11 protein-coding genes are annotated in these 12,726 nt (G+C 70.5%); 8 read left to right on the forward strand and 3 right to left on the reverse strand.

Annotated elements, in window-relative coordinates; genetic code table 11:
* Positions 1–42: 42 nt before the first annotated feature.
* The 7 genes from KOI35_RS03890 (at position 43) to KOI35_RS03920 (ending at position 8,887) form a co-directional block, all read left to right on the forward strand.
* Positions 43–3,228, forward strand: a complete 3,186-nt coding sequence (locus tag KOI35_RS03890; protein WP_215784564.1) for a GH92 family glycosyl hydrolase — start codon at positions 43–45, stop codon at positions 3,226–3,228.
* 66 nt (positions 3,229–3,294) lie between these two features.
* On the forward strand, positions 3,295–3,912 hold the full coding sequence (locus tag KOI35_RS03895) for a hypothetical protein (RefSeq protein ID WP_308120775.1): 618 nt from the start codon (positions 3,295–3,297) through the stop codon (positions 3,910–3,912).
* A 23-nt stretch (positions 3,913–3,935) separates the two neighbouring features.
* Positions 3,936–4,211, forward strand: coding sequence for a hypothetical protein (locus KOI35_RS03900; RefSeq protein ID WP_215784565.1), 276 nt, complete (start codon positions 3,936–3,938; stop codon positions 4,209–4,211).
* Positions 4,208–4,555, forward strand: coding sequence for a hypothetical protein (locus KOI35_RS03905; RefSeq protein WP_215784566.1), 348 nt, complete (start codon positions 4,208–4,210; stop codon positions 4,553–4,555). The genes KOI35_RS03900 and KOI35_RS03905 overlap by 4 nt, the downstream gene beginning before the upstream one ends.
* Before the next feature lie 25 nt (positions 4,556–4,580).
* Positions 4,581–6,893 carry an ATP-binding protein gene (locus KOI35_RS48770; RefSeq protein WP_215784567.1) on the forward strand — a complete coding sequence of 771 codons (2,313 nt, stop codon included), beginning with the start codon at positions 4,581–4,583 and terminating at the stop codon, positions 6,891–6,893.
* Positions 6,894–6,936: 43 nt separating this feature from the next.
* On the forward strand, positions 6,937–7,650 hold the full coding sequence (locus KOI35_RS03915; RefSeq protein WP_215784568.1) for a hypothetical protein: 714 nt from the start codon (positions 6,937–6,939) through the stop codon (positions 7,648–7,650).
* Between the two features lie 40 nt (positions 7,651–7,690).
* Positions 7,691–8,887, forward strand: coding sequence for an MFS transporter (locus KOI35_RS03920; protein WP_215784569.1), 1,197 nt, complete (start codon positions 7,691–7,693; stop codon positions 8,885–8,887).
* Between the two features lie 78 nt (positions 8,888–8,965).
* Here the strand turns inward: KOI35_RS03920 and KOI35_RS03925 are convergent, their stop codons facing one another.
* Positions 8,966–9,199, reverse strand: coding sequence for a toxin-antitoxin system HicB family antitoxin (locus KOI35_RS03925; RefSeq protein ID WP_215784570.1), 234 nt, complete (start codon positions 9,197–9,199; stop codon positions 8,966–8,968).
* Positions 9,196–9,540, reverse strand: coding sequence for a hypothetical protein (locus KOI35_RS03930; RefSeq protein ID WP_215784571.1), 345 nt, complete (start codon positions 9,538–9,540; stop codon positions 9,196–9,198). The genes KOI35_RS03925 and KOI35_RS03930 overlap by 4 nt, the downstream gene beginning before the upstream one ends.
* Positions 9,541–9,559: 19 nt before the next feature.
* Between KOI35_RS03930 and KOI35_RS03935 the strand changes: the two genes are divergently transcribed.
* Positions 9,560–10,549 carry a PIN domain-containing protein gene (locus KOI35_RS03935; RefSeq protein WP_215784572.1) on the forward strand — a complete coding sequence of 330 codons (990 nt, stop codon included), beginning with the start codon at positions 9,560–9,562 and terminating at the stop codon, positions 10,547–10,549.
* Positions 10,550–10,608: 59 nt separating this feature from the next.
* Here KOI35_RS03935 and KOI35_RS03940 read toward each other — a convergent pair whose 3' ends face one another.
* Entirely contained in the window at positions 10,609–12,651 is a 2,043-nt protein-coding gene (locus KOI35_RS03940) for an NAD(+) synthase (RefSeq protein ID WP_215784573.1), read from the reverse strand.
* Between the last annotated feature and the right edge of the window lie 75 nt (positions 12,652–12,726).

Genomic DNA, 12,726 nt, shown 5'->3' on the forward strand with positions numbered 1-12,726 from the left:
TACGTAACTTCGTGGTGACAACGTTGTCACGGGAGGTTCACCATGCACTTGCTGCTCAGCGCTGTCCTTGTCACCGGCCTTTTCGCGGCCCCCGCGGCTCCCGCGGCCGCTGCGGAACCCGTTGATCTCGTACGGCCGTTCGTGGGCACCGAGAACTTCGGCAACACGTTCCCCGGCGCCAGCGCGCCGTTCGGCATGGTGCAGGTCAGTCCGGACACCGGCGGGCAGGGCGGCTACGACTACAAGCAGTCCTCGATCTACGGGTTCAGCCAGACCCACCTCTCCGGGGTCGGCTGCGGCGTGGCCGGCGAGCTCCCGATCATGCCGACCACCGGCGCGATCACCAGCGTGGATCCGAACGTCTACAAGTCGGCCTACAGCCACGACGACGAGGAGGCCTCGCCGGGCTACTACCGGGTCGGGCTCTCCAGGTACGGCGTCGGCGCCGAGCTCACCGCGACCGAGCGCACCGGCTGGCAGCGCTACACGTTCCCGTCCACCGGGTCGGCCAACGTCCTGTTCAACACGGGCAAGGCCAACCAGTCGGTGTTCGACTCCGAGATCCACGTGGTCGGCGACCGGACGATCGAGGGCCGGGTCGAGGCCGGCAACTTCTGCGCCGGCAAGGACGACCACACCGTCTTCTTCACCGCGTCGTTCGACCGGCCGTTCGCCTCGTACGGCACCTGGCGCGGGTCGTCCGTCTCGGCCGGCAGCCGGGATGCGGCCGGATCGGGGTCGAACGGCGCGTACGTCACGTTCAACGCCGCGTCCGACCGGGATGTCGTGGTGAAGGTCGGGCTCTCGTACACCGGACTGGCCGGGGCGCGGGCGAATCTGGCCGCGGAGACTGCTTCCTCGTACGACTTCGACGCGGTTCGGTCATCGTTGCGGGCCCAGTGGGTCACCGCCCTGAACAAGATCAAGATCGGCGGCGGCTCGTCCGACCGGCAGGCGGCGTTCTACACGGCGCTCTACCACTCGCTGCTGCACCCCAACCTGGCCGGCGACGTGGACGGCTCGTACGTGGGCTTCGACCGCGCCGTGCACAAGGCCTCGGGCTACACGCCGTACCAGAACTTCTCGCTCTGGGACACGTACCGCCCGCAGAACCAGCTGCTCGAACTGCTCACCCCCGACGTCGCGCGGGATGTGGCGCTGAGCGTGCTCGCGATCGGCCGCGACGGGGGCTGGTTGCCGCGGTGGGCGCTGGCCAACAGCGAGACCAACATCATGACCGGCGACCCGGTGACACCGTTCCTGGTCGAGGCGTGGTCGAAGGGTCTGCTGGCCGGCTACGAGTCTTCTGCTTACGATCTGCTGCGCAAAAACGCTCTGAGCGAGCCGCCCGCCGGATCGCCCTACAACGGGCGTACGGGCATCAAGTACTACAGCGAACGCGGCTACATCCCGTCCGGGCTGAAGCTGGGCACCGACTGCGTGCACAAGGGCGGCGACAACGACTGCGTGCACCCGGCCTCGGCCACCCTCGAGTACGCGGCCGCCGACGCCTCCCTCGCCCTGATGGCGGCCGGGCTCGGCAAGACCGACGACGCACGCCTGTTCGCCGGGCGCGGCCAGTGGTACCGCAACCTCTGGGACTCCTCGATCAAGCAGTTCCGTCCGCGCACCACCAGCGGCACCTGGCTCACCCCGTACGACCCGGTGGCGGCGGCCCAGCAGTTCCACGAGGGCGGGGCCTACCAGTACCAGTGGCTCGTCCCCCAGGATCCGGCCGGTCTGGTGAGCCTGATGGGCGGGCGGGCCGCTTCACAGAAACGTCTCGACGACTTCTTCGTCTACCCGAAGCTGCTGACCGATCCGTCCGGAACCGTGCGCAAGGACTGGATCGCCAGCCCGTACGACTACTACGCCAAGGCGACCTACAACCCGAACAACGAGCCCGACCTGCTCGCGCCGTACATGTATCACTGGGCCGGAGCCCCCGCGAAGACGGCGACCGTCGTGCGGGCCGCGATGACGCTCTTCACCACCGGCCCCGACGGCATGACCGGCAACGACGATCTGGGCACGATGAGCGCCTGGTACGTGTTCTCGTCGCTCGGCCTCTATCCGACCATGAGCGGGGCGAACTTCCTGGCCGTGTCGTCGCCGCAGTTCCCGTCGGCCGTCGTGTCCCTTCCGTCGGGCACCCTGACGATCAACGCTCCCGGCGCATCGGATCAAAATCGGTACATTCGGCGCGTACGGGTAAATGGTTCCTCGTTGTCGAAGAACTGGATCCCGTGGTCGGCAATCGGCTCGGGCGGCACGATCACGCACACGCTCGGCACGTCGCCGTCGTCGTGGGGCACCTCGGCCGCGGCCGAACCCCCGTCGGTCAACAAGGCGCCGCTGGACGGCCGGACGGAACTGTCGGCGGCGGTGCGCCCTTTTGAGGTGGCGCTCCCGGCCGGAGGCAGCGCTCAGTTGTCCGTCGATCTGGTCGGGCAGGCGCCCGGCAGCCTGCGACCCCAGGTCAACGTGGTGGCGCCGTCCGGATTCTCCGTCTCTGTTCGCCAGCCGGGCCCGATCGTCTCGCGACACCTGCCGACGTCGGCCTCGGCCACCATCACGGTGACCGCACCGGCGGGGGCCGCCGTAGGGTCGTATCCGCTGGAAGTGACCATCCCCGCCTTTTCGCTGCGCCGGACCGCCACGCTGACCGTCACGACGCCGTCGTCCTGTGCCGCCTCGTCGGCTGCCGGGCAGTGCGCGGTGACCCTGACGCCGACCCTCGACGGCACGGCCACGGTGGCTGCGCCCGCCTCCGGCAACTTCGACGGCGGGGGCTGGAGCTACGACGCCGACCTGATGCCCGTCGCCGGCCCCGTCACCTGGGGCGGCGTGACCTACGCGGCCCCCGACCCGACCGGGGCGGCCCTGAACTTCACCGCCGCCGCGGGCCGGACCCTGCTGCTGCCCGCGGGCTCGTACACCTCGGCCAACCTCGTGCTGACCAGCCACAACGGGCCGGTCGGGAGCTCGGTCACGATCGGCTACACGGACGGCACCTACTCGTCGGCCCCGGTCACCGTCCCCGACTGGTGCGGCACCGGCGACGCCGTTCTCGCCATGCCGCACCGCATCAAGGCCGGCCAGGGCGTGGACGGGCCGCCGGTGTCACTGTTCGGTGCGGCTTTCCCGGTCACGCAGGGGAAGCAGATCCGCTCGATCACCCTGCCCGACGACCCGCGCGTCTACGTGTATGCGTTGACGCTCGCCTAACGGGCGGACCCGCTGGAACACGGGAAACCGGCGGCGCTTTCGGGGCGGCTCGGCTTGAATCCTGTGGTGATCAAGCTGCAGGCCGTTGTGGAAGTCCCGGGCTTCGATGCCGCGTCGCGGCCGCCATGGCCGGTTGCCGAGATGGCGGCGGGTTCGTGGTTGGAGCTCGCGGCCGATTGCACGGATCGGCAGATCGGTCTCTTCGTGGCCGCCCTGGCCGATGTCGCTTCCCCTGGCGGACGTGACGAGGTCGTGGACACGCTCGTCGCCGAGGAGTGCCTCATCGTGCCGGGCGGCTTACGCCTGACCGACACGGTCACCGGGATGGCGGTGGTCCCGGGCTGCTGTGCTGGTCTGGAGGACTGGCGTGACTGGGTGCGGGCTCTCGACGGTGAGTCGCCGTGGCTGGGGCACGATCCGGGGCCGGTGATCGAGTTCGCTGATGACGGGTTGCGCGTCTGGCAGAAGGGCGACCACGGCCGACCGGCCGGGGCGAGCGTCTTCGTGCATCGGCTCGAACTGGTCGATCTTTTGCGAAGCGTGCACCGGGATCTGGTGGGGTTCCTCGCGGCGGTTGACGCATGGGCGGTGCGGATCGGGCTGGCGGAACGGGGACGGGCACTCGTCGAAGCGGTCGACCGGCACTTCGCGATCACGGCGGCTCTCGAGGTGCCGCGCGCGTAATACGTGCGTAGTACGCTGGGAGTGTGCCGTACGAGTGGGAGGACTGGGCTCTGGCCGCGCTGCTCGGGATGGAGCCCTACGAGGTGCGGCAAGTGCTCGGGGCCCGTCGGCGTTGGCCGCGGCGGGCCGTCAGCGACACCGGGGTCGCTGTGCTCAGCGTGTGGGCCCGCACGGCGGCGGGGCGGCCGCTGATCGTGGCGGTTCATCACACCGCCGGGCTGACCTGGAAGATCATTGGGGCCCGGGCGATGACGGACGTGGAGCTGCTGGAGTTCACCCGCTGGGAGGAGACGCGATGAGTCACGACGAAGACCTGCCGCAGACGCCTGAGCAGCTTGCGGCGTTCATGGAGAGACTGACCTTCGACGCACCGCCCGCGCCCGCCGACGAGGCGACCCTGCTCGACGCGTTGCCTCCGGCCGGGTCGGCGGTCATGGTGGTGCGTTCGCTGCGTCTGCCGGTCGAGCTCGACGAGGCGGTTGCGGCGGCGGCGGCCGCGACCGAGGTGCCCAAGACGACGTGGATCCGCCAGGCGATCGAGATGGCCCTGGCCGTGCAGGCCGAGGACGATCAGCCGATCTCCCGGGCCGAGGCGTTGCGTGCCCTGACCCTGCTGCGCCCGGCGAGGCACGGCACGGCCTGAGCGGTCGCCATAGATAATCGCGGCCGTGAATGAGCTCGGGCGCCGGATCGTCGAACTGCGGCTGAGCCGTGGGCTGTCGCAGGAGCAGTTGGCCGGGAAGACCGGGCTGGGTCTGCGCACGATCGGCGACATCGAGCGCGGAACGACGCGACGCCCGCACCGGGAGACGTTGCGGGTGCTGTGCGACGGGCTCGGGACGGACGCGGCCGAGCGGGCCGAGCTCTACGGCCTCGCGCGGAAGAAGGCCCCGCCGTCGACCCGGCTCAGAAAGAGCAAGCGACCCGATCTGGCCGCCGCCCCCACCGCCCTGCTCGGACGGGACGACGAGCTGGCCCAGCTGGCCGCGCTGGTGCTCGACCCCGGTGTGCGGCTCGTGTCGGTGGTCGGGGCGGGCGGCGTGGGCAAGAGCCGGCTGGCGCTGGAGGCGGGCTGGCGGCTGGCCGGCCGGTTCGACCGGGTCGCCGGGGCCGACCTCAGCGTGCTCGACGACCCGGCCGACGTGCCGCAGGCGGTGGCCGACGCGGTGCGGTGCCGAGGCGTCGGCCGGGAGCCGCTGGACGCGCTGGTCCAGCTCATCGGCGACCGGCGCTGGCTGCTCGTGCTGGACAGCTTCGAGCACGTGGCCGGGGCCGCGCGCTGGGTGGCCGACCTGCTGGGCCGCTGCCACCGGCTGACCGTGCTGGCCACCAGCCGCTCGCCGTTGCGGCTGCGCAGCGAGCACGTGCTGCGGCTGCTTCCGCTGGCCGGGGCGGACGCGGTGGGACTGCTGGTCGAGCGGGCCTCCGCCGTACGGCTCGGCTTCCGGCGCACCGACGACAACGCCGCGGCACTGGACGCCCTGTGCCGACGGCTGGACCGGCTGCCCCTCGCGATCGAGCTGGCTGCGGCTCAACTGGCGGTTCAGGAGCCGGGCGAGCTGCTGGCCGAGCTGCCCGAACTGCTGGGGGCGGCCGACATGCCGGAACGCCATCAGACGTTGCGGCTCACGGTCGAGTGGAGCACCGGACGGCTCGACGAGCGGGAACGACTGGTGCTGGGCGCGCTGGCGATCTTCGCCGGAGGTGCCGCGCCGGGCGATCTCGAGGCGGTGCTGAGCGCGGCCGGGATCACCGTGCCCCGCGTCCGTGGCTCGGTCGGGCAGCTCGCCGCGGACAGCCTGGTCACGCTGATCGACCGGGATGGAGACGCGCGGATCACCATGTTGGACACGGTGCGGGAAGTGGCCGCGGGGCCTGACTCCGTACGGGAAGCTCATGCCCTTTTCTTTCTCGCTCTGGTGCGCGCCGGGGACGATCGGGTGGACGCCGAGCGTGACAACGTCCGGGCCGCCGTGTCGTGGTCGGTGACCCATCGGCCCGAGACGCTGGACGTGCCGCTGGTCAAGGCGCTGACCGCCGTTCATGTGGCGCGCGCCCGGTTCGGCGAGGCGAGCCGCACCCTGCTTCGCATCGCCGAGGCGACAACCGCTTCTCCCGTACGGGCGTGGGCCCTTCACGGCGCCTCGATCGCGGCCAACGAGGCCGGGCGGCCCGAAGAGGCGCTCCGGCTCGCGACGCGATGCACCGAACTGTTCGACGAGGACAGTGACGTCAGTGCGGCGCTCACCGTCGCGGGCAACGCGCAGAAGTTCCTCGGCCACTACGCGGAAGCCCGCGCCAGCCACCGGGCCAGCCTCGACCTGGCGCGGGCGGCCGGCGACCGGCGACGCGTGACGATCTCGCTCAACAACCTGGGCACGCTGGCCCACGACCGGGGCGAGTACGACCGGGCCCGCGAGCACTACCGGGACAGCCTGGCCATCAAGGAGGAGCTGGGCGACCGGCGCGGCGCCGCGGTGACCCGGATGAACCTGGCCGGCGTGGAGAACGACCTGGGCGCGTACGCGTCGTCGCACGAGCATCTGGTCGCCGCGGTGGCCGCGTTCCGGGAACTCAACGACACATCTCCCACGGCGTACGCGCTCGGCATGCTCGCCGAGGCCAGGCTGGGATCGGACCTGGTGGACGAGGCCGAGGCGACGGCCCGCGAGGCGCTGGAGATGGCCCGGGCGGCCGAATACCGTCCCGGCATCGGTCTCGCGCTGGCCCGGCTGGGCGATGTCGCGCTGGCCCGCGGCGACCGGGACGCGGCGGCGAAGCTGCTGACCGAGGCGTTCGGACACGCCAACGGCCGCCCCGAACAGGCCCGGACGCTCGACCGCCTGGCCGCCGCCACGCTGTCCCGCGATTTCCTGCACCGGGCCGCCGAGCTGCGCGCCACACACGACCTGCCGGTGCCGCCGGCCGATCGCGAGCTGCACCTCTATCTGGCGGAAAAGCTGGCAGTTTCGCCCGCGTAATTCCGCCGCAGACAGACATCGGCCGCGTCCCTACTGTCGTGCCGTGCGTAGCTTCCGTGTCGTGGCGGCCGCTGTTCTGGCCGCCCATTTCCTGACTCCCACCGCCGCCCACGCGGCCACCCTCGCGCTCGGTTCCAGCCCCGCCAGCGCGGCCGCCAACAGCCTGGTCGACACCACCGTGCCCGCCAACCGCTGGCTGGTCCGCATCCACGGCGGCGACGGCTCGTGCTCGGGCGCTCTGATCACGCAGAGCTGGCTGCTCACCCGCGACGGCTGCCCGACGACCGGCGACATCGACGCGGGTGGCCAGATCCGGCGCGCCACGTTCACCGCCCGCCAGGGACGGCTGCTGCTGGCCCGGCTCGACACCCCGGTGACCGGCTTCACGGCCCGTACCCTGGCCACGCAGGACCCGGCCGCCGGCACCGACGTGTGGCGGTACAGCGGCGGCAACCGTTACCTGGACGAGTACGTGAAGCTGGCCGCCCGCACCACGGACGCCAACCTGACCGTGAGCGGCACCCCCGGCACGTTCGTCCGGGGCGACGAGGGCGGCCCGGTCACCGCGGGCGACACCCTCGTCGGCATCACCGACTACCCGTCGCGGTACACCGAGGACGGCTACCTCGACGTCACCGGCCCGATCGGCGTGCTCAGCGTCGCCCGCCACCGCCAGTGGCTCCTCGACACGATGGCCGCCAACCCGCCCTTGGTCATCAAGTTCCCGACCTGCCCCATCTTCGTCTGCCCCCGATAATCGGTGTCGCCGGGCGGTCCCGGGCCGGTACGAAGATCGGGTGGCCTTTCTCGCGCTGTTCGTCGCCGTTCTGCTGCTCGGGATCGCCGACGCGATGGTCAACAGCTACATCGTGCTCTTCGGGGCCGACGCCGTCGGACTGTCGCCGCTGCAGGTCGGGGTCTGGTCGTCGGTGTTCGCGCTCGGCGGCATCACGATCGGGTGGTGGCTGGGCCGGTTGTTCGACCGTCGACCGGCACGGACGTACGCCATCATCGTCATCCTGCTCGGCGTCGCCGGTTATGCGCTGCTGCCGCGGGTGTCCAGCTTCTTCGTGCTGCTGCTGATGGCGGCCACCGTGCTCGGGGCGATGGGCGCGGCCTTCCCGCAGTTGTTCGCGCTGGCCCGGGCCGTGCTGGGCGAGGGCACCGCCGGGCAGCGCTCGGCCCCCCTGCTGCGCGCGGCCTGGTCACTGGCCTGGGCGACCGGACCCCTGCTGGGCGCGGTGGTGCTGGCCCACGGCGGCTATTCGTGGCTGATGTGGACCGCCGCCACCGTGTTCCTGGCCTCCGCCCTGGCCGTCTTCGCCGTGCCGCGCCCCCGCGCCGTCGAACCCACCGGCAAGGTTCCCGGCGCCACACCCATTCTGCTGACCGTCAGCATCATGGTCTTCTTCGCCGCCATGTTCGCCGGCGGGCTGGCGCTGCCGCTGTTCGCCACCAGGGTCCTCGACCAGCCGCCGTCCTCGATCGGCATCCTGTTCAGCGTCTGCGCCGCCGTCGAGGTGGTAGCCACCCTGGTGCTGACCGTCCTGCCCGAACGCATCAGCCAGAGCACCCTGATCCTCACCGGTTTCGCGTCCCTGGCCGCGTTCTACGCCGTAGCCGTAGTCGCCACCGGCATGCCGCTGCTCATCACCGCCCACGTCTTCCGCGGCATCGGCATCGCCGTGGTCGCCGGGGCCGGCATCCGCTACTTCCAGGACCTGCTCGCCCCGGCCACCGGCCGCGCCACCACGCTTTTCGCCAACGCATGCACCGCCGGCCTGCTCGTCTCCGGCATCCTGGCCGGCCTGGCGGTCGAACACTACGGCTACCGCACAACGCTCATCCTCTGCGGCATCACCGCCGCGCTCGGCGGTGCGTTGTTCGCCGCGGACAATCAAAAACGCCGCTCCCGTACGCCCTCTCGACTCCCTCAACCGCAACCCACACCGAACCCGCCTCCTCGCCGGCCCGAGCGAAACACCGGGCCGTAGCGCCCGCCCGGGATGTTCCCGGTGGTCCCGCACAACGGTCCCCGCCCGACAGTCACAGCGACAGCAAGGCAGCCGAGCTCAGGTCGTGCCGTGCCGGGCTGGGCGCAGCAGGGTCAGGGCACGCAACGCCTCGGCCCGGGAGATCGGCTGATCGTCCTCGGCCTGCACGGCCAGGGCCATCTCGATCGCCTGGCGGATCCACGTCGTCTTGGGCACCTCGGTCGCGGCCGCGGCGGCGGCAACCGCCTCGTCGAGCTCGCCCGGCAGGCGCAGCTGCTCAGGCTTCTGAGGCAGGTCTTCGTCGTGACTCATCGCTTCTCCTCCCAGCGGGTGAACTCCAGCAGCTCCACGTCCGTCATCGCCCGGGCACCAACGATCTTCCAGGTCAGCCCGGCGGTGTGATGAACCGCCACGATCAGCGGCCGCCCTGTTTGTGCCCGAGCGCGGTCGGCCGGGATTTGGGCGGCGCCAGGCCGCAGAGTTATCACTCGGCAACAACCCCAAGTGGTCTCGGGGCAGCATCGGTTGTTCCGTCGCCAGTTCGAGGCCGTCCAGTGGGTGCGGCTCGGGTTTGGCTGGCACACTCGGATCTGCCGTACAACCGGCCCGTCCTCGGCCACGGTGAAGCTGCGCTGCGGGTAGCCGATCTCCACGGCGGGAGTTCGCCGGCCGATGGTGGACGTACTGAAGGTGATGCGCTCGGAGGCCGGTTCGGTGCTGCCGGCCGAGCCAGCCCCGTTCGCACCGGCCCGGAAGTCGGTGGGGTCGGCCGGCCGTCGGTGCGATACTCCGCCCGTGTTGCTGACTCCACTTCCCGGCGCTGACCGGCAATCCCTGCTGAGTCTGCTGCAAGAACGCGCGAACGAGGCTGGGAACCTGCGTAACCGGCTCGACCAGCTTCCGCCGTTCCAGACGTTCTACCAGTACCTCGAATGGGCGAGATTCGGCGTTCAGGCGTTGAGCGCAAGGGTCCGACCGCTCGAGGCGTCGGCGATGTTCCAGACGCGCCGCTGGGAACTGCTCCTCGGGGTGGGCACCGACCACGACATCGCTCGCCTTCTCATGACGCAGGAGCTGGACGACAGGGCGGTGGTCCTCAAGGCGGCCTATGAGGACCTAAAGGCGGAGTTTGAGCGCTGGACGACACCGGCGCGTCTGCTCGTGTTCGACACGGTCGTCTACATGGAGCACCCGCAGAAGCTCGAAGAACTGGACTTCTGGGGGCTGACGGGCGAGATCAACCGCGGGATCCACCTCGTCGTGCCGATTGCCGTCATCGATGAGCTGGACAACCTCAAGAACCGCGGCCACGAAGCGAAGAAGTGGCGCGCGGCGTACAGCCTCGCCGTGCTCGACCGCGTCATCAGCGGCAAGAAGAAGAACGTGGCGGGCGCCGTCTACGGCCACGTTCTGCGCGCGGCCACCCGATCCACGGGAGACGGCCCGGCGCTTGAGCGCGGCCCTGTCACCATTGATCTGCTGCTCGACCCGCCGGACCACGTCCGCCTGCCGAACACGGACGACGAGATCGTCGACCGGGCCGTGAACGTACAGGCACTGGCCGGCAAGCCGGTCACGCTCGTGTCGTACGACACCGGGATGATCATGCGTGCCCGCAACGCCGGGCTCGACGTGATCAAACTGGTCCAGGCGAAGGACTAGGACGCCGGAACGCGTGAGCAAGGCGTCGCGCCACTAGGACACCGCTGACGCATTTCAGATCAGGGCGAAGGTTCAGCCCAAGCATCATCCCAGCGTTGCAAGTCGCGCAGCCAGGCGTTGGCGTTGCCGTCCGAGGGGGCCCGCCAGTCGCCGCGCGGGGAGAGCGAACCGCCCGCCGAGACCTTCGGGCCGTTGGGCATGGCCGAGCGCTTGAACTGGGCGAACGCGAAGAACCGGCGGCAGAACGTCTCGAGCCAGTGCCGGATCTCGGGCAGGTCGTAGGCCACCCGCTTGGGGTCGGGGAAGTTCGGCGGCCACGCCCCGGACTCCGCGTCACGCCACGCGTGCCAGGCCATGAAGCCGATCTTCGAGGGGCGCATGCCGTAGCGCAGCACGTGGAAGAGGGCGAAGTCGTGCAACGCGTACGGCCCGATCGTGCTCTCGGTCGACTGCAGCTCGGCCCCCGGCACCAGTTCCGGGCTGATCTCGGTGCCGAGCACGTCGGTCAGCACCTCGCCGACCTCGTCGGCGAAGATCTTCTCGGACACCACCCAGCGGATCAGGTGCTGCATCAGCGTCTTGGGCACGCCGCCGTTGACGTTGTAGTGGCTCATCTGGTCGCCGACGCCGTAGGTGCACCATCCCAGCGCCAGCTCGGACAGGTCGCCGGTGCCGAGCACGATGCCGCCACGCTGGTTGGCCAGCCGGAACAGGTAGTCGGTGCGCAGCCCGGCCTGCACGTTCTCGAACGTGACGTCGTAGACCGGCTCGCCCTGGGCGAACGGATGGCCCATCTCGGACAGCATCAGCCGGGCGGTGTCGGTGATGTCCAGCTCGGCCGCGGTGACGCCGAGCGAGCGCATCAGGCGGTGCGCGTTGTCCTTGGTGTTCTTGCTGGTGGCGAAGCCGGGCATGGTGAACGCGAGGATGTCGCGGCGCGGGCGGCCGGCCCGGTCCATCGCCCGCGCGGCCACGATCAGCGCGTGGGTCGAGTCGAGGCCGCCGGAGACGCCGATGACGACCTTCGGATTGCCGATCGAGGCCAGGCGTTGCTGCAGGCCGGCGACCTGGATGTTGTACGCCTCGTAGCAGTCGAGATCGAGTCGCGCGCGGTCGGCCGGGACGAAGGGGAAGCGTTCAACTTTCCTGATAAATCCGACATCGTCGGCGGGCGGGGTCATCGTTAGGTGAATTGTCCGAAATGCTGCGGTGCGGGCGGCGTGCGTACGCCGGTTGTCGTCGAACGAACCCATTCGCAGCCGCTCCTGCCGCAGCCGGTCGAGGTCGACGTCGGCCACGGCCATCCGGTCGTCGAGCGGGAACCGGTCGGTCTCGGCCAGCAGCGCGCCGTTCTCGTAGATCATCGTCTGCCCGTCCCAGGACAGGTCGGTCGTCGACTCGCCCAGCCCGGCCGCGGCGTACAGATAGGCGGCCAGGCAGCGCGCCGACGCCGACTGGCACAGCAGCCGCCGGTCCTCGGCCCGGCCCACCGTGATCGGGCTGCCCGACAGGTTGACCAGCACGGTCGCGCCGGCCAGGGCGGCCTCGGCGCTGGGCGGAATGGGGACCCACATGTCTTCGCAGATCTCCGCGTGCACCACCAGGCCGGGCACGTCGTCGGCGGCGAACAGCAGGTCCGTACCGAAGGGAATGTTGTCGCCGTAGAACCCGCCGCGCTCGTCGTCGCCCGCCGCGATCTGCCGCTTCTCGTAGAACTCGCGGTAGTTCGGCAGGTACGACTTCGGCGCGATGCCCAGGATCCGCCCGCGGTGAATGACCACGGCGCAGTTGTAGATGCGGTTGCGGTGCAGCAGGGGCGCGCCGACGATCAGCATCGGCAGCAGCTCGGCCGAGCCCTCGACCACCGTCCGCAGCCCGGCCAGCACGTCGTCGAGCAGTACGTCCTGCATCAGCAGGTCTTCGATCGAATAGCCGCAGAGCCCGAGCTCGGGGAAGAGCGCGACCGCCACGCCCTGCTCGTGACACCGCCGCGCCTGGGTGAGGATCGCCTCGGCGTTGGCCGCCGGATCCCCGACGACGGCGTGGTTGGTGCACGCGGCCACGCGCGCGAACCCGTGCTGATAGATCGAGCGGAAGTTCACCCGACCATCATCACCATCCGTTCGCACCGCTGTCCCGGCAACCCCCTCCCGACGTCGAGGAGCACGTGTGGAGGA

This window comes from Paractinoplanes bogorensis (genome assembly GCF_018829635.1).
GTDB classification, from domain to species: Bacteria; Actinomycetota; Actinomycetes; order Mycobacteriales; family Micromonosporaceae; genus Actinoplanes; species Actinoplanes bogorensis.